The sequence below is a fragment of the Ensifer aridi genome (genome assembly GCF_002078505.1).
GTDB classification, from domain to species: domain Bacteria; phylum Pseudomonadota; class Alphaproteobacteria; order Rhizobiales; family Rhizobiaceae; genus Sinorhizobium; species Sinorhizobium aridi.
On sequence record NZ_LUAV01000033.1, the window covers coordinates 122891 to 140036 of the forward strand.

The 17146-nt window shown below is 62.8% G+C and carries 14 protein-coding genes and 1 tRNA gene; 10 read left to right on the top strand and 5 right to left on the bottom strand.

Features of this window, described 5'->3' with window-relative positions; genetic code table 11:
• Positions 1–82: 82 nt before the first annotated feature.
• Positions 83–1273 (top strand): hypothetical protein, encoded by a 1191-nt coding sequence (locus tag AYK65_RS24810; protein WP_046117909.1) that lies wholly within the window; start codon positions 83–85, stop codon positions 1271–1273.
• Positions 1274–1953: 680 nt separating this feature from the next.
• Here the strand turns inward: AYK65_RS24810 and AYK65_RS24820 are convergent.
• Positions 1954–2030, bottom strand: a tRNA-Lys gene (locus AYK65_RS24820).
• Positions 2031–2088: 58 nt separating this feature from the next.
• Between AYK65_RS24820 and AYK65_RS24825 the strand changes: the two genes are divergently transcribed.
• On the top strand, positions 2089–2277 hold the full coding sequence (locus AYK65_RS24825) for a hypothetical protein (RefSeq protein WP_026623154.1): 189 nt from the start codon (positions 2089–2091) through the stop codon (positions 2275–2277).
• Positions 2278–2965: 688 nt separating this feature from the next.
• Here the strand turns inward: AYK65_RS24825 and AYK65_RS24830 are convergent.
• Entirely contained in the window at positions 2966–4159 is a 1194-nt protein-coding gene (locus tag AYK65_RS24830; RefSeq protein WP_081161612.1) for a DUF1173 domain-containing protein, read from the bottom strand.
• Positions 4160–4477: 318 nt separating this feature from the next.
• Here AYK65_RS24830 and AYK65_RS33340 point away from each other — a divergent pair, with 318 nt between their 5' ends.
• The 7 genes from AYK65_RS33340 to AYK65_RS32620 all read left to right on the top strand — a co-directional run bounded on the left by AYK65_RS33340 (position 4478) and on the right by AYK65_RS32620 (position 9512).
• On the top strand, positions 4478–4975 hold the full coding sequence (locus AYK65_RS33340; protein ID WP_244560109.1) for a hypothetical protein: 498 nt from the start codon (positions 4478–4480) through the stop codon (positions 4973–4975).
• Between the two features lie 13 nt (positions 4976–4988).
• Positions 4989–6038, top strand: a complete 1050-nt coding sequence (locus AYK65_RS24840) for a DUF7146 domain-containing protein (RefSeq protein ID WP_081161615.1) — start codon at positions 4989–4991, stop codon at positions 6036–6038.
• 329 nt (positions 6039–6367) lie between these two features.
• Positions 6368–7309, top strand: a complete 942-nt coding sequence (locus AYK65_RS24845) for a DUF2493 domain-containing protein (protein ID WP_046118688.1) — start codon at positions 6368–6370, stop codon at positions 7307–7309.
• Positions 7310–7370: 61 nt separating this feature from the next.
• Positions 7371–7631: a type II toxin-antitoxin system prevent-host-death family antitoxin gene (locus AYK65_RS24850; RefSeq protein ID WP_046118723.1), complete on the top strand. Its 261-nt coding sequence runs from the start codon at positions 7371–7373 to the stop codon at positions 7629–7631.
• The gene (locus tag AYK65_RS24855; protein WP_081161673.1) at positions 7621–8034 is read left to right on the top strand and encodes a hypothetical protein; all 414 of its coding nucleotides are present in this window, start codon (positions 7621–7623) and stop codon (positions 8032–8034) included. Before AYK65_RS24850 ends, AYK65_RS24855 begins: the two co-directional genes overlap by 11 nt.
• A 638-nt stretch (positions 8035–8672) precedes the next feature.
• On the top strand, positions 8673–8996 hold the full coding sequence (locus tag AYK65_RS24860) for a DUF736 domain-containing protein (protein WP_081161618.1): 324 nt from the start codon (positions 8673–8675) through the stop codon (positions 8994–8996).
• 348 nt (positions 8997–9344) lie between these two features.
• Positions 9345–9512: a hypothetical protein gene (locus tag AYK65_RS32620; protein WP_172402068.1), complete on the top strand. Its 168-nt coding sequence runs from the start codon at positions 9345–9347 to the stop codon at positions 9510–9512.
• 163 nt (positions 9513–9675) lie between these two features.
• Here AYK65_RS32620 and traG read toward each other — a convergent pair whose 3' ends face one another.
• Genes traG through AYK65_RS24875 form a run of 3 tightly spaced genes read right to left on the bottom strand, consistent with a single transcriptional unit; the run spans position 9676 to position 12096 of the window.
• Complete coding sequence (gene traG, locus AYK65_RS24865) at positions 9676–11589, bottom strand: Ti-type conjugative transfer system protein TraG (RefSeq protein WP_081161620.1); 1914 nt, start codon at positions 11587–11589, stop codon at positions 9676–9678.
• Positions 11586–11819: a conjugal transfer protein TraD gene (locus AYK65_RS24870; protein WP_081161622.1), complete on the bottom strand. Its 234-nt coding sequence runs from the start codon at positions 11817–11819 to the stop codon at positions 11586–11588. The genes traG and AYK65_RS24870 overlap by 4 nt, the downstream gene beginning before the upstream one ends.
• Positions 11809–12096: a TraC family protein gene (locus AYK65_RS24875; protein ID WP_081161625.1), complete on the bottom strand. Its 288-nt coding sequence runs from the start codon at positions 12094–12096 to the stop codon at positions 11809–11811. The genes AYK65_RS24870 and AYK65_RS24875 overlap by 11 nt, the downstream gene beginning before the upstream one ends.
• A gap of 220 nt (positions 12097–12316) precedes the next feature.
• Between AYK65_RS24875 and traA the strand changes: the two genes are divergently transcribed.
• Positions 12317–16939 (top strand): Ti-type conjugative transfer relaxase TraA, encoded by a 4623-nt coding sequence (traA, locus tag AYK65_RS24880; RefSeq protein ID WP_081161676.1) that lies wholly within the window; start codon positions 12317–12319, stop codon positions 16937–16939.
• Positions 16940–17146: the final 207 nt, after the last annotated feature.

Consider the following 17146-nt stretch of genomic DNA (forward strand, 5'->3'; position numbering starts at 1 on the left):
ACATCGTCGCCGTTCACCCCCGGCAGCCTTATCCCCATCAGCCCGGCTCTCGCGCCGGGCGTTTCGTTTCAGGAGACCGCACATGAATACCATGATTTCCAGCGTTCCGGCGGCAATGGCCGGCTTCAGAGTCGACGTCTCGCGGGGACAGCGCGTCGGTCGCGTGTCGTCGGAATGGTTCTCGCGCCCGGACGACGAGCGCTATCTCTCCCTCGGCGAGCTTTACGATGCGGTGAAATCGCGGGCCAACCGCGCCCACGCCCGCACGGTCGAAAGCTCCGCCATACGCGTCGAGGCCAGCCACTCCAATGCCGAGCGGCTCGAACTGATCGTTCCCGGCCAAAAGCGTTCCATCACGCCGACGCACTGGAGCTATGGGCAGCTTTGCAGCTTGGTCGGCGCGCCCGCAAGCTACATGCGCCAGCTCCCCGCTCCGCTCGCCGGCATCAACCTTCAGCACGGCCTCCTCAATCACCGCGCCGAACTGGTCAAGACCCTGGAAGCCGATGATGGGCGGCTCGAACTCAGGGCGATTACCGGCCCGGAATATGGGAGGGTCTGGGACCATGAACTGGTGTCGGCCGTCATGAATATCGCGGGCAATGGCACCGGCGACACGATGTGGAAGGTGCCGGGCGTTCTCGACTGGTCGACGATGACCCACAATCCCTTCATCGATATCAGCAAGGAGACGACCACGCTCTATGCCAGCGACCGCGACGTCTTCCTGTTCCTCGTCGATGACACGCACCCGATCGAAGCCGGCCGGCTGCCGAACGGCGAACCGGATCTCTATTTCCGCGGCTTCTATTGCTGGAACAGCGAAGTGGGCTCGAAGACACTCGGCATCGCCTCCTTCTACCTGCGCGCCGTATGCTGCAATCGCAATCTTTGGGGCGTTGAGAATTTCGAGGAGATCGTCATTCGCCATTCGAAGTTCGCCTGCCAGCGGTTCGCCCATGAGGTGGCACCGGCGCTGACCAACTTTGCCAACTCGTCCCCGGCACGGTTTGTTGCCGGCATCAAGGCCGCGCGCGAGCGCATCGTCGCCCGAACCAACGAGGACCGCGAGAGTTTCTTGCGCAAGCGCGGCTTCTCGAAGGGCGAAACCGCCAGGATCATCGACACCGTCTTGCGAGAGGAGGACCGGCCGCCGGAATCGATCTTCGATTTCGTGCAGGGGATGACAGCGCACGCCCGAACGAAGGCCCATCAGGACACGCGCCTCGAACTGGAAGGCAGGGCGAAGAAGCTGCTCGAACAGGCTTCTTGATCCTGCGACCACGAAGTCTTCCGATGATCAATCCGCTTCCTCGCGGCCACCACAGTGATATACGCGTCACTGTGCGTTCTTGAGGCTGGCGAGCTAACGAGCTGCACTACGCCGGCATGGCTTCGGCTGCTGTACCGAATTTGGGATGACTTGTCTTCAGCGTGCACTTCGGCAACACTTCTCGCAGGGGTTTTCAAAGGGGGTTACACGTGAGAGTTATTCTGGCTGCAATGCTGACTGCTGCCACGCTTACAATCAGCACGACGCAAGCGAGCGGCGCAATCGGCGCTGGTTTCAATGGGTTCTATGTCTACGGATGCACGTCTGACGGAAAGCCCGTAAGGGCTCGAGTTCTCGCACCCACAAAAGACAAAGCGGCGGTTGACGCAGCATTCCGCCAAGCTATTCGTGGCAGATCGTCCGAATGGTTCGTTGCGCAAAAGCGCGCGCTGAACGGGGCAGAGTGGCAGAAGACTGTGGCGGACGTAGAGCGACTGAGCGGGCGCAACTTGCCGAAGCAGAACCCGGCAGTCGTGGCGAGAACTATCCGCGTCGGCAAGAGTGACGTATCAAAGAAGCGATACTGCGGCGGCTGATCCTACCTCAGCCGCGATCATGTGACAGTCTGGCGACCCAAGATCGCCAACTTGAGGCCGCAACCCGTTTTCACCGTGTGAAAGTGGTTGCGGCGACGGGATTCGAGCCTGCGACCTCCAGCTTAAGAGTCTGGCGAGCTACCGGGCTGCTCTACGCCGAGATTTGGCTACAACCTGCTATACTTCGTTGGATCGCTTCCCCTTGAAGGGACATAAACTATGTGGCTCAAACTGCACGATAACAATGGCCCGATCTTCGTCAACATGGACAATGCAACGCACTTCCAGCGGGTGGAAGGGCAACGGCGCACTACCCTCGTTACCTTCGCGGCTAACAACGGCAGTTGCATGACGCTCCAGGTTCAGGAATCGCCTGACGAGATCATGGAAATGCTTTGGGAAGAGTGACGCACGTCACCAGCTCTCGTTGCCAGAACTTGGTTGCAGGCCTGGGAATCGACCCCGGTCTTTCGTGGTTATGTGCCACGCGACGTATCAGTTGCCCTGCCTGCGGAAACGTGTGCCGCCTGATCTGCGCCTTCAACTTTGACGATCGTCAGCCACCGCCCACCAACTTGGGGGTATCCGTGATATCCGCCGGACTACCATCGCTTCTTGCGGAACGTCATGCTTGCTTCTGGTTCAGATCGAGGGAGGGCTATCATGATTCTTGTAAGAGCAATTATTGCCTGCGCATTACTTGCTACGATGACGACCAACACCTTTGTGCACGGGGCGGCTGTGGTAAGAGTTCGCCACCGGGACAGTGCTGCCATATGGAGAGGAGCTCTGGGTCTGTGCACTGCCATTAGGCAGCAATTTTCTGCTCACTGCTAATGAGGTGACCACGAACGGTCATGGTGTGTTCTTTGAGGCTGGCGAGCTACCGCGCTGCTGCACGGCCACGCGAACATGGACATCTGGACAACCGCCTCCCGCCGCTGCGACAGGTGGGCGCGAATAAATCGGCCTCGTGGGAGATCCCTTCAGAAAAAGGTGAGCATTGCTCCAACTCTCCAAACCGGACATGCCCCAAACAACCGAGCGATTGTGCGGTCAGTGAGCTAAAGGTCCATGCGTTACGGCCGCCGACCGATCACGAAGGCAATTTCGGCATTTCGCCCTCAGATACGCGCCAGACCCATGGGGTCATCTCGGGCCTCGCCTCAATCATTTCAGCCAAGGCGCGCTCATAGTCCTCGCTTGCTGCAGCCGGGACGATGAACATTGCGACCGGGGAGGGCCGCTGCTCCGGCAGCGTGACCGACACGAGCGGTTGATCGCGCGAGAGATTGAAGCGCAACCCTTTGACGCTTTTGCGTCGCAGCGCTGCCAATCTCTCCAGAAGCAGCCGCTCCTGAACGCTTTCGAACGGGATCCAGTTCTCGTTCACCACCATCATCGCGACTTCGTCGACGGCAGCGACTCCGGATGCCGAAATCCCGAATGTCGCGATAATGATGAGGTGGAACTCTTCGTTCGAGCGCCAAAGCTCAAGTTCCGATTCGTATCTGGCGATGAGCCGCTTCCATGCCCCTTCCCCGATCATGAAGGGAAAGGGTAGATGCCGGAGCGTGATGCGGTGTCCTTCGCGGGCCGCCGTGAACTCCTTGACTTCCGCAACAGTGATCATCAGCTTGCGCGGCCCCGTCCGCGATGCTTGCGCGCCGGAAAGTGCGGCGGCCCGGCGCGCGGCAATTCCTTCCTTGTCCTCCTGATGGAAAACCTCCGGCACGAACAACACATCGCTGAGCTCTTCGCCCCGTGCCGTCATTTGCGACGCTGCATTCATCAGGCTCGTGCGTACCCGACCCCAGCCACGCTTGCCGGTCCAGGAGGAGCGCCATACGGTCAACTCCCCCATCTCCCACAGGTAATGCAGCATGGCGCGCAACGAGAGCTTCTTCGTCTCGTTGCGAATGGCGGGCTCGGACGGCTCGGTCGGTGCAGACGGCGCCGCGCGCGGGCCTCTCTTCGTCATAGAGAAATCGAGGTTCAAGGCCGTCCTGCCATTGGCATCGATCTGTATCGCATTACCAATCAAAGGCCCGAGGCCGGACAATTCGTAGGGAGGCTCATAGGATGGGCAGGCCGGGTCGTGATCGCGCCCGGAAAGTGGCATGCGTTTGACGAGATACTGTCCGTCCATCCGCGCGATATACATCGGAACCCACGGCTCCCTGCACTGGCAATGCGGCCGGAGCTTTTGCTCGTAGGCGCGGGGAAGGAACGTTTGGAGATCGACAGAATCCTCATCGAATGACCTGTCGCCGATCAAGAGCCGTCGCACCTTGTTCCTCCTTTCCCTGTTCCAAGTTTGGTGTAGCACGAACCTACTGCGTCTTACTATCGCAAATGATGCAGTATATTCGTGCCCGGGCGAATTCTGAGGCGCCAGAAGCAAGGCGGTGGTGGTGCAGTCAGCCCACCGTGACCTCGACGAACAGGCGAGGCCGCAGCGGCGAGTCTGGCCCGTCATCCGGCATCCGGGTTCGGGCGCGGCACGGCGTCGCGCAGGAGGGAGAGAGGGGCCGGGGAAGGGTCGGCCTGGCGGGGGTTGGAGAGCGCCCGGCGAGGCCGGTCACTTCTCGCTCTCGACGGGGTTCCCATGAACGTCATCCCTTCCGTGTGCGCCACGCCGCCCGTTTCTGCCGGCCGCGCCAGACTGCCGGCCCCAATCCTTAAGCTCGGTCATGCGCTTCTTCCGCTCCTCCAACGAGGCCAATCCATTGGCGCAGCCGAGCTTCGGCCGTTTACCAGGGATACCTTTGGCGACAGCGATGCAGAGGGCATCCGGACGTGGAAAGATGCCTTTGAGGTCACAGACACGGCCCAGGTCCTCCTTTTGCGCAAGTTCGGCACGGCGATCGCCGCCCGGGCGAATGCGCCGCGGGCAGTATTCGCGATGTCGACGAAGGTCACTCGGCGCATTGAGCTCATCGGCCTCATCGATCGCGTGCGCGACTGGCAGAAGTCTATCGGTCTCTACTCCGAGATGTTCAGTTGGGAACAGCGCCTCTTCGTGCCGAGGTCGAACGAAGGACCAGCGGTCCTGTCGCAGCTGATCGAGCGCAATCGCCTCATTGATGTCATGAGCCGGACCTGAGGGGCCGCCGCTCATGTTGTTGTCCGCCTCAGAACTGGCGGATCTTCTCGCGCGCTGTGCCGAGGCGGTCTGCCGCCACTACCTCTCCGCCGGCCGGCGGGCAGGCAATTACTGGATCGTTGGCGATGTTGGCAACAATAAGGGCCGCTCGCTCTATGTACACCTTGCCGGCCCACGCGCCGGCAAGTGGACGGATGCCGCGACCGGGCAATACGGTGATCTGCTCGACCTCCTGCGCGAGACTTGCGGCCTTGTCGACTTCCGCGATATCGCCGACGAGGCCCGTCGCTTTCTCAGCCTTCCCGGGCCGGATCTGGCCAACCCGGCGTCGTCGCGCAGGTGCGACGCCCAGCATGATCCGCCAGTCGAGAGACCGGCTTCGGAGCGCGCGAGGCGGCTGTTTCGCCTGACGCAACCGCTCGCCGGCACGCTTGCCGACAGCTATCTGCGCCAGCGCGGCATCCTGCGGGCATCCGCGCATCCCGCGCTGCGGTTCCATCCGTTTTGCTACTATCGGGATCTCGTCAGCGGTGGGACGACCAACTATCCAGCGCTGATCGCGGTTGTAACCGATGCCTTCGGCTTCATCACCGGTGTGCACCGCACCTGGCTCGATCCGGACGGCGATGGGAAGGCAAAGGTCGACGACCCTCGTCGCGCTCTTGGCTGCCTCCTCGGCAATGCGGTGCGCTTCCGCTTTCCTGTCCACGGCCCTGTGCCGGTCATGGCCGCAGGCGAGGGACTCGAAAGCATGCTGTCGCTCGCGCACGTAATGCCTGGCATGCCGACGGTTTCGGCTCTGACGTCCAATCACCTGGCCGCCTTCCGGCTTCCGGCCGGCTGTGTGCGCCTCTATATCGCCGCCGATGCCGATGCCGCCGGCCGCCGCGGCATCGAGGGATTGAGCCGCCGCGCACAGGCGCTCGGGATCCTGCCGCTCGTGCTCGCCCCGGAACTCGGTGACTTCAACGAGGATCTGCGCCGGCTCGGTGCGGACCGGCTCACGACGAACTTGCGGGCGCAGCTCGTGCCTGAAGACGCGCTGGCATTTCTTCTCGCGTGATGCGGCGATGAGGGGAAGGCGAGGCAACGGCGCGGCGTCGCAGGGAGGCCGGTCCGTGCCGATCGCCGACCGGAGCGCGCGCTCGCGGGCCTGCCGAGAGGCGAACCCTTACCATACGGCGGTCGGGCCTTCAGCGGGTCAGTCGGGTTTCTTCCCCTGCCGGCCCGCGCAGCGGCCCGTCATTCCTCGCGGGCCAAGAAACCCTCTTGTCCCGCCCGGCGCTTCGCTGGGCCGTGGCGTCGAGCACGCCGCGGTTCCGGCCCGCCGCCGCATGGACAGGGATCGCCGTCAGGCCGCGAGAGGCGCGGCCGCAACCGACGGAGACCATCATGAACCTGACCTTGCCGCTCGACGACGCGTTCGAGCCCCACCACGCCTCTTCCCCGACCGACCGCTTCATCTACGAGATGCAGATCTACGGCCATCGCCCCTTCCAGGACGAGCCGGACTCAAGGCCTCTGCCCGAAGAGCCGGTCGTACAGTCGGCGCTGACCGCGATCTTCGACGCCCTGTTCGAGATGCTCGGCGACACGCGTCTCGAACCCGATCTCGAAGACCTGCTCTGGTCGACCGTCAATCTTTTCCATCGCGCCGGCGAGCGCATCCAGCGGGAGCTTCAGCGCAACGAGGACGCGCAGCGCACCGGACAGAGCGAACAGGATGGCTCGGAAGTGAAGAGCGTCGAACTGGAACGCCTGATCGCCGAGGGCATCACGCTTCTGGAGCGCCGCAACGCGTTCGAGTTCATGCGCGATTATGCGGCCGACCTCTTCGAGGCTGAGACCGGATCGGCATGGCGGCCGCGCACCGGCTCCAAGGTCAACCATGCCAACATGACCGCGGCGATGATCGACAGCCGCGATTTCCTGTCCGCCCGCCGCCGCACTGAGATCGAGGTGCTGATCCCGGCCGGCACGAAGATCGCCTTCGGTGGCGGCATCGAGTACAACAATCACGAGCTGATCTGGGCGAAGCTCGATCAGGTCCGTGCCAAATATCCGGACATGGTGCTGCTGCACGGCGGTTCGCCCAAAGGTGCCGAACGCATCGCCGCCTGCTGGGCCGCGGCGCGCAAGGTGACGCAGATCGCCTTCAAGCCGAACTGGACGAAGCACGCCAAGGCCGCGCCCTTCCGGCGCAACGACGACATGCTCTCGGTCATGCCGGCGGGCGTTCTTATCTTTCCCGGTTCCGGCATCACCGGCAATCTCGCCGACAAGGCGCGCCGGCTCGGCATCCCGGTCTGGCAGCTCTCGGGAGACGGTGCGTGAAGCGCCGTTTTCTAAATCTGGAAAATATGGATATTCTGGAGATCGACGAAGGAGTATGATCATGCGGCAGTTCACAACAGGCGATCTCAACAAACAGGTCGGCGACGTCACCGATGCCGCCAGCCGCGAGCCCGTCGTTCTCACAAAGCACAGGAAACCCCGTTTCGTGCTGATGAGCTATGAACACTACGAGCGGATGCGCGCCGGCGGCGATCCGCGGCGCGCCTACCGCGCGTCAGAGATGCCGGAGGAACACAAGGAATTCTTCGCCGCAGAGATCGATCGGCTGGCGCGCGGCGAGGGGTATGACGATGAGCCGTGAGTTTCTTCCCGGTCAAGTCATCACCTATCCCTATCTCTGGGCATGGCAGCACGAGCGCGGCGAGACAGAAGACCGGAAGTCCCGACCGACCTGTGTCGTCGTCGCTGTCCGCGGCGCAAATGATGGACTGACGCATCTCGCACTGCTCGCGATCACGCCGCAGGCCGACCGCATAGCTCTCGAAGTCTCCGACATCGAATGCCGGCGTGCGGGCCTCACCGACCGTAAACGGTGTTGGATCGTCGTCGACGAATACAATTACGATATCGCCGAACACTCCTGGTACATTGAGCCGGATGCAAAAGCCCTCGGCCGTTTCAGCAAGGCCTTCATGATGAAGATTGCGGCTGCATTTGCCGGCGCGTCGCGGAAGTCGGGCCGGCGTGTCAATCGAACGGAATGAACCGGCGCCGGCCCCGATTGCTCTGGATCGACTGATCGAGACAGCCGGGTGTCGGCCAAGGAGACTGTGGTCGCCCCGACACCGGAGGGCGGGCAAGATCGTCGAAGATCGCCTGGTCGATGTCGGTGCCGACCAGCTTCGCGAGAGATTACGGCTTGGTCCGCTGGCGATGCGCTCACCGCAGTCGCCCCAACGTCACCCGAGAGGTGTGGCAGCGGCGCAGCGCGCTCGCTGGCGCCACTTGGCAGGGATCGGCGACGAGGACATTGTGCCGGGCGTGTATCCGCATTAGCAGGTGCTGGCGGTCTTTTGCATGCTGGACCGGATGGCCAGAATGGTTTGTCGCCGGCTTCGGTTGCTCGAGACTATTCCCGTTTCTATGTCGCGTTTTAGCCGACCGCCTGCTCTTGCGGTCAACCCCTGAAGGGGTACGTCTCGGCGAAAATTCCGCAAAATTCGATTCTGGTTTTTCCGTGCGGGCGCCTGATGCTTTCCCTCCCGCGAGCGGGGTGAAAGCGCGCCGGGTTTTCAGCGGAAAATAGAATTTTGCTGAATTTTCGCCGAGATGACCGCAGCAGGTCGGCCGTCTCTTCGCGCGCCATCGGGAATGGTCCCGAGCAACCGAAGGAGACATTACCATGGCCACCACGATCGCAACCCTCACCCAGAAGACCGACGGCACCCTCGAAGGCGTCTTCGCCACCATCAGGGTCAATGCCCCCATCGCCATCGTCCCGAACGCCAGCAAGGCGAGCGACGAGGCGCCCGACTACCGCGTCATCCACCGTAAGACCGGTTTCGAGATCGGCGCGGCCTGGAACCGCATCGCCCGCCAGACCGGCGAAGAATACCTCTCCGTAAAGTTAGAGGCTCCGGAGATCGGAGTGATCTTCGGTAACCTCGCTCCCGCTCCGGGTGGTGAACCGAACCGCAAGGTCATCCTCTGGAACAACCCGAATTAATCGCCGAACGACCGGCCCTGAGCAATCGGGGCCGGCATCGCCGCCCTGCTTTGAAGTCATCGTGTGTTGTTGTCGGAGCGGGGCGGGCATCGAGTCCGCTCCCGCCCTTGCCCGTGCCATACGAGACGAAAGCCTATCTGCTCAGATCGCTAAGTCTGCCATGAGGTCTCGTGCCGCCTCAAGGACGAGCGGTTCCCCCAATTTTCAGCCGCCGCCCTGAAAGGGCGTCGCCAGAAAATCGGCTCCCCCACTCGCCGCCGCTGGCGGTCGCGTACCGCGATCCTTGACCCGTCCCGATCCTCACGACTCCAGGGCGTCATCTTTCACATCATCAAGGAGACGACGACGATGACGATCACACTCGAGGTCCACATCGAGGAACTGCGCGCCGAGCTGCGCAACGCCGATCCGACCGAGCGCAGCCAGATCGAGGCCGAGCTTCAGATTGCGCAAGCAGAACCGATCGCGGCAGAGACCAAGCAAGAGGACACGATCGATGGCGAGCCGCCCTTTTGAGGCGGCTTCTGGTCTTCATCCTCATGGCTCTCGACCTCGTTGCCCTCGTCCCCTGCTACTCCCTCTTCCGTCGGCTGATAACTCCGCCAAGTGCGGAGGATCTCCTCTTGACCGGCCACGAGAGGCCGCGCCTCAAGAACAGTTGCTGCGTCGACCTGTTTCTTCAAGCCTTGACGAAGCGGTTCGGCTTAGCATCCCGATCCATGTCCCTCCGCCGGAAGTAGATCGCTCGCCCGCAACGGATCGGACTATGCCCCTGTACAATGATGATCTGTTCATCCTTGCGCATCGATTGGGTGATCTCGTGTGGCATGATTAGCGGCCGACGCTGGTAGTTGACGCTCTCCGACTTGCGCGCGACGCCGTTCTTGTTGTCCCAACCAATGTTGCGAGAGCGGCCCTGAACCTCGACGGTCATTTCGCCGCATTGTGCCGAGACATTGCGCGCCGTCTCGAGCGACTTGATCGCGGCGTAGCTCGCGAAGGCGCAGCCATCAATCCATGACGTCGCGCCGTCTTTCCCGAAATGCCGCTCCAGTTGCCCCACCGACTGGTACATGAGCATCATGCTGATGCCGTATTTGCGCCCGCGGTCGCGGGCTTCTTCCAGTACCCGCATGTAGCCGAGAAGATCTACCTCATCGAGCATGAAAAGCGCCCGGCGGTTGAAGCCGCCATCGGCGTGGACCATGACATTGATCAGCGAGCCGATGATGACTCGGCCGATCCCCGGATAGGAGCGAAGGATCGACGCCGGAATGTTGAGGAACACGTCCTTCTTGCCCGTCACGATGTCGCTGGGTTTGAAGGCATTGCCGCAGACGAGCGCGGCGTAACTGTCGAGCGAGAGCCACTGCGTATCCTTCGAGGCGGTCGAATAGACGCCGCTGAACGTTTGCTCCGTCATGTTGGTGAAGACGCCGAGCGTTTCGCGGATGAAGGCCGATTGCGAATTCTCCCGAATATCGCGCAGCATCGCGAGCACCGACGGTTCCGGCTCGGAAACGATTTGCCTGAGACTGCGCAAGGTTCGCCGGCCGGCGTAGTCCGGCGAGAGCATCACATGCGCCAGGAGGCCGGTCAGCAGATTATGCGCCTGGTTTTGAAAGTAGGTGCCGCTCGAGGACTCGAGACGCACGCTTTCCGACAGCAGCATATGTGCGATGCCAACAATATCCTCCTCCTTCTGGTTCGACATCTTGATCCCGTCGAGCACATTGAAGCCCATGATTGGGTTCGCCGGATCGAGCACCATCACCTCGCGCCCAAGGACGCGGGTCCTGTGCACGACCACCATCGGTGCGACCTCGGTCGAAGGATCTAGGCAGATCAGGGGCCCGGTGTAGCGCAGCGCCGTCGGCACGACGTTGCTGGTCGTCTTATATCCACCCGACCCGGCAAAGAAGAGCATATGAGTGGAATCGAAGTCCTGCTTGTAGGTGAGCAAAGGGGCTTTGCCGCCCTGTCCCCAGGTGCTGCAGTCATTCGGATCGAAGGGCAGTTCCCGGGCGACTTCCTTGTCGACTCGGTAGCGCTCGCCGATGACGATCTCGCCATCATCCGGGAACAGCCTAGCTGCGGCCGCCATCGACAACCAGTCGGCGTCTCCGAAGGTTCCGCGCTTGGCGCGCTTTACCGGTTCCGGCACGACGACGGCGATGTGGGCTGAGACCGCCACCGCCATGAGGCCGGCGGCCGCGCTGACGACGGCGATCATGTCGAGATAGGAAAGCGCGCGGTCCCAGGTGACCGCTCCGCTTTCGACATATGGAGCAAGGCGACCAAATTCGCGCACGGCATAGAAGCTGACCACAGCCAAAAAGCACGCGAGGCTTGCCACCGCAACTGGTCTTCGCCGGTGCAACGGCAAGGCCCAGACCGACAGGAGCCCCGCCAGCGGCCCGAACAAAAGCACCGGAACCGGTGAGGACCGCCAGAACCAGTATGCCGTCTTCCCCGACATGCCGGCGGCGATCCCGGCCCAACGCCACCCGACGATATAGACCGCAAAGGCGGTGACGGCGACGGGCACGAGAACGAGCAACAGGCTCGTATGCGGTTTGGCCTTCAGTGTCATTCCGGTGTCTCCGCCATGCGAGCCGATCCGCCATTCAGCGAGGACGCCTTGAATGCTGCCTCGCCAATATCGCGCAGCCGCCGATGCTCGGCAGAGCCCGGAGCGATGTGGGACAGTTCGATGAGACCACCGAGCAAAAATGCCCGGTCGGCTCTCGTGAGCCCCGCTCTGACGACGATGCCGCCGAGCAGGAATTTCTCCCGCGCTTCGCGTTTTCGTTCAGCTGTCATGTGAAGCCTCCGCCGTCGTTCCAGTCTCGATATCTGTTGGTCGACGCGTTTGAGGAGATGCGCCAAGAGTCCCTTTCTGCTCACCTTTGCGAAATCGCGCGGCGATCTCCTCGAAGATCCGCTCGACCTCTTCATCGGCGATCTCCATTTCCGCCAGGCCGGACTTCGTGGCCGCGCGCGCAAAGCGCTCAGCGGATTTAACTATCAAAAATCTTCTGCGTTCGCGGAGCTTTTCGATCTGCGCGTCAAGGTCTGAGATCGATGTTCTTGCGGCCATTCTGTCGCCTTTCCGTGTCGAGATGTTCATTCGGCACCAATATACTATCTAGAATGCTATAGTTAAATAGGCTAAGTTGTGTCATCCCAAAAACGTCATGGCCCGAATTCCAGCAGATGGTCGTCTTCCGGAGAAGCGGCATCGGCCCTTCGGTCCGATGGGTTTGAGGGCGCAATATACGTCGCTGGCGCGACGCGTTCGGAGAGGTCTGGAGACGGTCGTGGCGATCATGTTCGTCAGAGCGCAGGTGATCAGCAGGGGAGCGGGACGCAGCATCGTCTCGGCCGCCGCCTATCGCCATCGCGCCAGGATGATGGACGAGCAGGCCGGAACCTCGTTCAGCTACCGCGGCGGCGCCTCCGACCTGGTGCATGAGGAGCTGGCGCTGCCGGACGAAGTTCCGGCCTGGCTGCAGGCAGCGATCGATGGGCAATCGGTCGCCAAGGCGAGCGAGGCGCTCTGGAATGCCGTTGAGGCTCACGAGACGCGGGCGGACGCGCAGCTTGCCCGCGAGCTGATCATCGCTTTGCCGGAAGAGCTGACGCGGGCGGAGAATGTTGCGCTCGTTCGCGAGTTCGTCCGGGACAATTTGACGTCCAAAGGCATGGTCGCGGACTGGGTGTTTCACGACAAGGACGGCAATCCGCACATCCATCTGATGACCACACTGAGGCCCCTGACGGAGGAGGGGTTCGGGCCGAAGAAGGTTCCGGTGCTTGGCGAAGACGGCGAGCCGTTGCGTGTCGTCACGCCGGACAGGCCGAACGGCAAGATCGTCTACAAGCTCTGGGCCGGCGACAAGGGAACCATGAAGGCATGGAAGATCGCCTGGGCGGAAACCGCCAACCGACATCTGGCGCTTGCCGGGCATGAGATCCGCATCGACGGCCGCTCCTATGCCGAACAGGGTCTCGACGGTATCGCGCAGAAACACCTTGGACCGGAGAAGGCGACGCTCGCGCGCAAGGGTGTTGAGATGTACTTCGCGCCAGCCGACCTGGCGCGCCGGCAGGAAATGACCGACCGGCTGCTTGCCGATCCAGAGCTTCTGCTGAAGCAGCTCGGCAACGAACGCTCCACCTTCGACGAGAGGGATATCGCCAAGGCGCTGCATCGCTACGTCGACGATCCCGCCGATTTCGCCAATATCCGCGCGCGCCTGATGGCCTCGGACGATCTGGTGCTGCTGAAGCCGCAGGAGGTCGACGCCGAGACCGGCAAGGCGACGGAGCCGGCGATTTTCACCACGCGGGAGATCCTGCGCATCGAATATGACATGGCGCAGTCGGCGCGCGCTCTGTCGAAGCGCCGGGGCTTCGCCGTGACAGATCAGGCTATCGCGGCCGCGGTCGAAAAGGTCGAGACGCAGGATCCGCAAAAACCCTTCCGGCTCGATCCCGAGCAGGTCGATGCCGTTCATCATGTCACGCGCGACAATGCCATCGCGGCCGTCGTCGGTCTTGCCGGCGCCGGCAAGTCGACGCTGCTTTCGGCGGCCCACGTCGCGTGGGAAGGCGACGGCCGCCGGGTGATCGGCGCAGCACTTGCCGGCAAGGCCGCGGAAGGGCTGGAGCACAGTTCTGGCATCAGGTCGCGCACGCTGGCTTCATGGGAACTGGCGTGGGCCGGTGGGCGTGAACGGCTCAATCGCGGCGATGTGCTAGTGATCGATGAGGCCGGCATGATCTCGTCGCAGCAGATGGCGCGCGTCCTGAAGATCGCCGAGGAGGTGGAGGCGAAGGTCGTGCTCGTCGGTGACGCGATGCAGCTTCAACCGATCCAGGCGGGCGCGGCGTTCAGGGCAATCACCGAACGGATCGGGTTTGCCGAACTTGCCGGTGTGCGCCGCCAGCGTGATGAATGGGCGCGCGATGCCTCCCGTCTCCTCGCCCGCGGAAAGGTCGAAGAGGGCCTCGACGCCTACGCCCAGCATGGCCGTATCGTCGAGACCGAAACCCGTGCCGAGATCATCCGCCGCATCGTTGCCGATTGGACCGATGCCCGTCGTGACTTGCTTCGGAAATCCGCCGCGGGCGGACATCCAGGCCGGCTTCGCGGCGACGAGCTGCTCGTTCTTGCTCACACCAACGATGATGTTCGGAAGCTCAACGAGTCCCTGCGCAACGTGATGACGGAGGAGGGCGCGCTGAGAGGGGCGCGCGAATTCCAGACGGCGCGTGGGCTTCGCGAGTTCGCCGCCGGCGACCGGATCATCTTCCTCGAAAACGCCCGCTTGCTTGAGCCGCGGGCAAGGCGGCTTGGACCGCAATACGTGAAGAACGGCATGCTGGGCACGGTCGTTTCCACCGGCGACAAACGCGGTGAAGCGCTGTTGACGGTGCGCCTCGACAATGGCCGCGACGTCGTCCTCAGCGAGGACAGCTATCGCAATATCGATCATGGCTATGCCGCGACCATTCATAAGTCCCAAGGGTCGACCGTCGACCGAACCTTCGTGCTCGCCACCGGCATGATGGATCAGCATCTGACCTATGTGGCGATGACCCGCCATCGTGATCGCGCCGATCTCTATGCGGCGAAGGAAGATTTTGAAGCGAAGCCGGAATGGCGACGCAAGCCGCATGTCGATCATACCGCCGGCGTCACCGGCGAACTTGTGGAGGTTGGACAAGCCAAGTTCCGGCCCAATGATGAGGATGCGGACGAGAGCCCCTATGCCGACGTGAAGACGGACGACGGAACCGTCAATCGGCTTTGGGGCGTGAGCCTGCCGAAGGCGCTCGAGGAGGGTGGCGTCTCCGAAGGCGACACGGTGACCCTGCGCAAAGACGGAGTGGAGCGGGTTAAAGTCCAGGTTCCTGTGGTCGATGAGAAAACCGGGCAGAAGCGCGTCGAGGAAAGAGAGGTCGATCGAAACGTCTGGACGGCCAAAATTGTCGAAACCGCAGACGCCCGCCAGGAACGGATCGAGCGGGAAAGCCACCGGCCGGAACTGTTCAGTGGGCTCGTCGGGCGCCTTGGGCGATCCGGCGCCAAGACGACGACGCTCGATTTCGCGAGCGAGGAAGGCTATCGGGCGCACGCCCGCGATTTCGCGCGGCGGCGCGGTATCGACACGCTCGCCGAGGTCGCGGCCGGGATGGAGGAGGGTGTTTCCCGGCCGCTGGCGTGGATTGCGGAGAAGCGGGAGCTGGTGGCGAAGCTTTGGGAGCGGGCGAGCGTTGCGCTCGGATTTGCGATCGAGGGCGAACGGCGGGTCTCGTACAAAGAGGAACGGACCGCGTCTCTCTCGGCCGGAACCCCGTCGGGTGGGAAATATCTGATCCCGCCCACCACGAAATTCTCCCGCAGCGTCGAGGAGGATGCACGTCTTGCGCAGCTCTCCTCGGAACGGTGGAAGCAGCGCGAGGCGATCCTGCGGCCGGTGCTGGCGAAAATCTATCGCGACCCGGATGGCGCGCTGTCGGCGCTGAATGCATTGGCGTCGGACGCCGCGATCGAGCCGCGAAAGCTTGCCGAGGATCTTGGTCTTGCGCCGGGCCGCCTCGGCCGCCTGCGTGGATCCGATCTCATGGTCGATGGCCGCGCCGCGCGCGACGAGCGCACCGCGGCCACGGCTGCGTTGTCCGCATTGCTGCCTCTGGCGCGCGCTCACGCGACCGAGTTCCGCAGGCAGGCGGAGCGCTTCGGTATCCGCGAGCAGCAGCGGCGCGCGCATATGTCGTTGTCGGTCCCCGCGCTCTCGAAAACGGCGATGGCGCGCCTGGTCGGAATCGAGGCGGTCCGCGACCGCGGCGGGCCCGACGCCTACAAGACGGCCTTCGCCTATGCCATCGAGGACCGCTTGCTGGTCCAAGAGGTCAAGGCCGTCGACGAGGCGCTGACCGCACGCTTCGGCTGGAGCGCCTTCACCGCGAAGGCGGATGTAGTCGCCGAGCGCAATATGGTCGAGCGCATGCCGGAGGATCTTCCCCCCGAGCGCCGCGAAAAGCTCTCCCGCCTCTTCGCCGTCATCAGGCGCTTTGCCGAGGAACAGCATCTTGCCGAAAGACAGGACCGGTCGAGGATCGTTGCCGGCGCCAGTGTCGAGTTGGGGAAGGAAACGATGGCCGTGCTTCCGATGTTTGCCGCTGTCACGGAGTTCAAGGCGACGGCCGCCGATGAAGCGAAGGAGCGAGCGCTCGCCGCTCCTCACTATGGCCACCACCGCGCAGCCCTTGTTGAGACGGCAACACGCGTCTGGCGAGATCCAGCAGACGCGATCGGCAAGATCGAGGATCTGATCGTCAAGGGGTTTGCGGCGGAGCGGATCGCGGCGGCGGTCAGTAACGATCCCGCCGCCTATGGTGCGCTGCGCGGTTCCGAGCGCAGCATCATGGACAAGTTGATTGCCACAGGACGCGAGCGAAAAGAGGCATTGCAGGCAGTGCCGGAACTGGCAAGTCGTATCCGTTCTCTCGGCGCGTCATATGCCAGTGCTCTCGATGCCGAAACCCAGGCCATCGCGGAAGAGCGACGGCGGATGGCGGTCGCCATTCCCGGTCTGTCGCAAGCGGCCGAGGACGCGCTCAACCGGCTGGCGGCGGAAATCAAGAAGAAGGACGGCAAGCTCGACGTGGCCGCCGGCTCGCTCGATCCCCGCATCCGTCAGGAGTTCGCCGCGGTCAGCCGGGCGCTCGACGACCGTTTCGGTAGAGACGCCATCCTGCGGGGCGAAAAGGACGTCATCAATCGCGTGTCGCCGGCCCAGCGCCGCGCCCTCGAGGCGATGCGGGATCGGCTGCAGGTCTTGCAGCAGGCGGATCGCATGCAGAGCACTCAGGAGATCATTTCGGAGCGCCAGCGGCGCGTCGTTGATCGCGCCCGCGGGCTCATCCGCTGAGAGTTTTGAGAAAAGTGGGAGGAGAAACGAATAGCCGGATGGGAAACCTCATAAGACGATCGTTCGATCCCGGATCGCCATCGAGATCCTCAACCAGGCCCACGCCATTGTAACGGCGCGCGTCTATGATCTCAAAGAGCGGGATGCCGCTGAACAGCTGCGCGACAAATGCGATCCCGAGTGGTGTATGACATAGTTGCGCAAATT

Coding starts and splice junctions, on each gene's coding strand:
- AYK65_RS33340 (WP_244560109.1), top strand. CDS start 4,478: ATGAACGTCATCCCTTCCGTGTGCGCCACGCCGCCCGTTTCTGCCGGC.
- AYK65_RS24855 (WP_081161673.1), top strand. CDS start 7,621: ATGAGCCGTGAGTTTCTTCCCGGTCAAGTCATCACCTATCCCTATCTC.
- AYK65_RS24825 (WP_026623154.1), top strand. CDS start 2,089: ATGTGGCTCAAACTGCACGATAACAATGGCCCGATCTTCGTCAACATG.
- AYK65_RS24870 (WP_081161622.1), bottom strand. CDS start 11,819: ATGACAGCTGAACGAAAACGCGAAGCGCGGGAGAAATTCCTGCTCGGC.
- AYK65_RS24810 (WP_046117909.1), top strand. CDS start 83: ATGAATACCATGATTTCCAGCGTTCCGGCGGCAATGGCCGGCTTCAGA.
- AYK65_RS24875 (WP_081161625.1), bottom strand. CDS start 12,096: ATGGCCGCAAGAACATCGATCTCAGACCTTGACGCGCAGATCGAAAAG.
- traG (WP_081161620.1), bottom strand. CDS start 11,589: ATGACACTGAAGGCCAAACCGCATACGAGCCTGTTGCTCGTTCTCGTG.
- AYK65_RS24850 (WP_046118723.1), top strand. CDS start 7,371: ATGCGGCAGTTCACAACAGGCGATCTCAACAAACAGGTCGGCGACGTC.
- AYK65_RS24860 (WP_081161618.1), top strand. CDS start 8,673: ATGGCCACCACGATCGCAACCCTCACCCAGAAGACCGACGGCACCCTC.
- AYK65_RS32620 (WP_172402068.1), top strand. CDS start 9,345: ATGACGATCACACTCGAGGTCCACATCGAGGAACTGCGCGCCGAGCTG.
- AYK65_RS24840 (WP_081161615.1), top strand. CDS start 4,989: ATGTTGTTGTCCGCCTCAGAACTGGCGGATCTTCTCGCGCGCTGTGCC.
- AYK65_RS24845 (WP_046118688.1), top strand. CDS start 6,368: ATGAACCTGACCTTGCCGCTCGACGACGCGTTCGAGCCCCACCACGCC.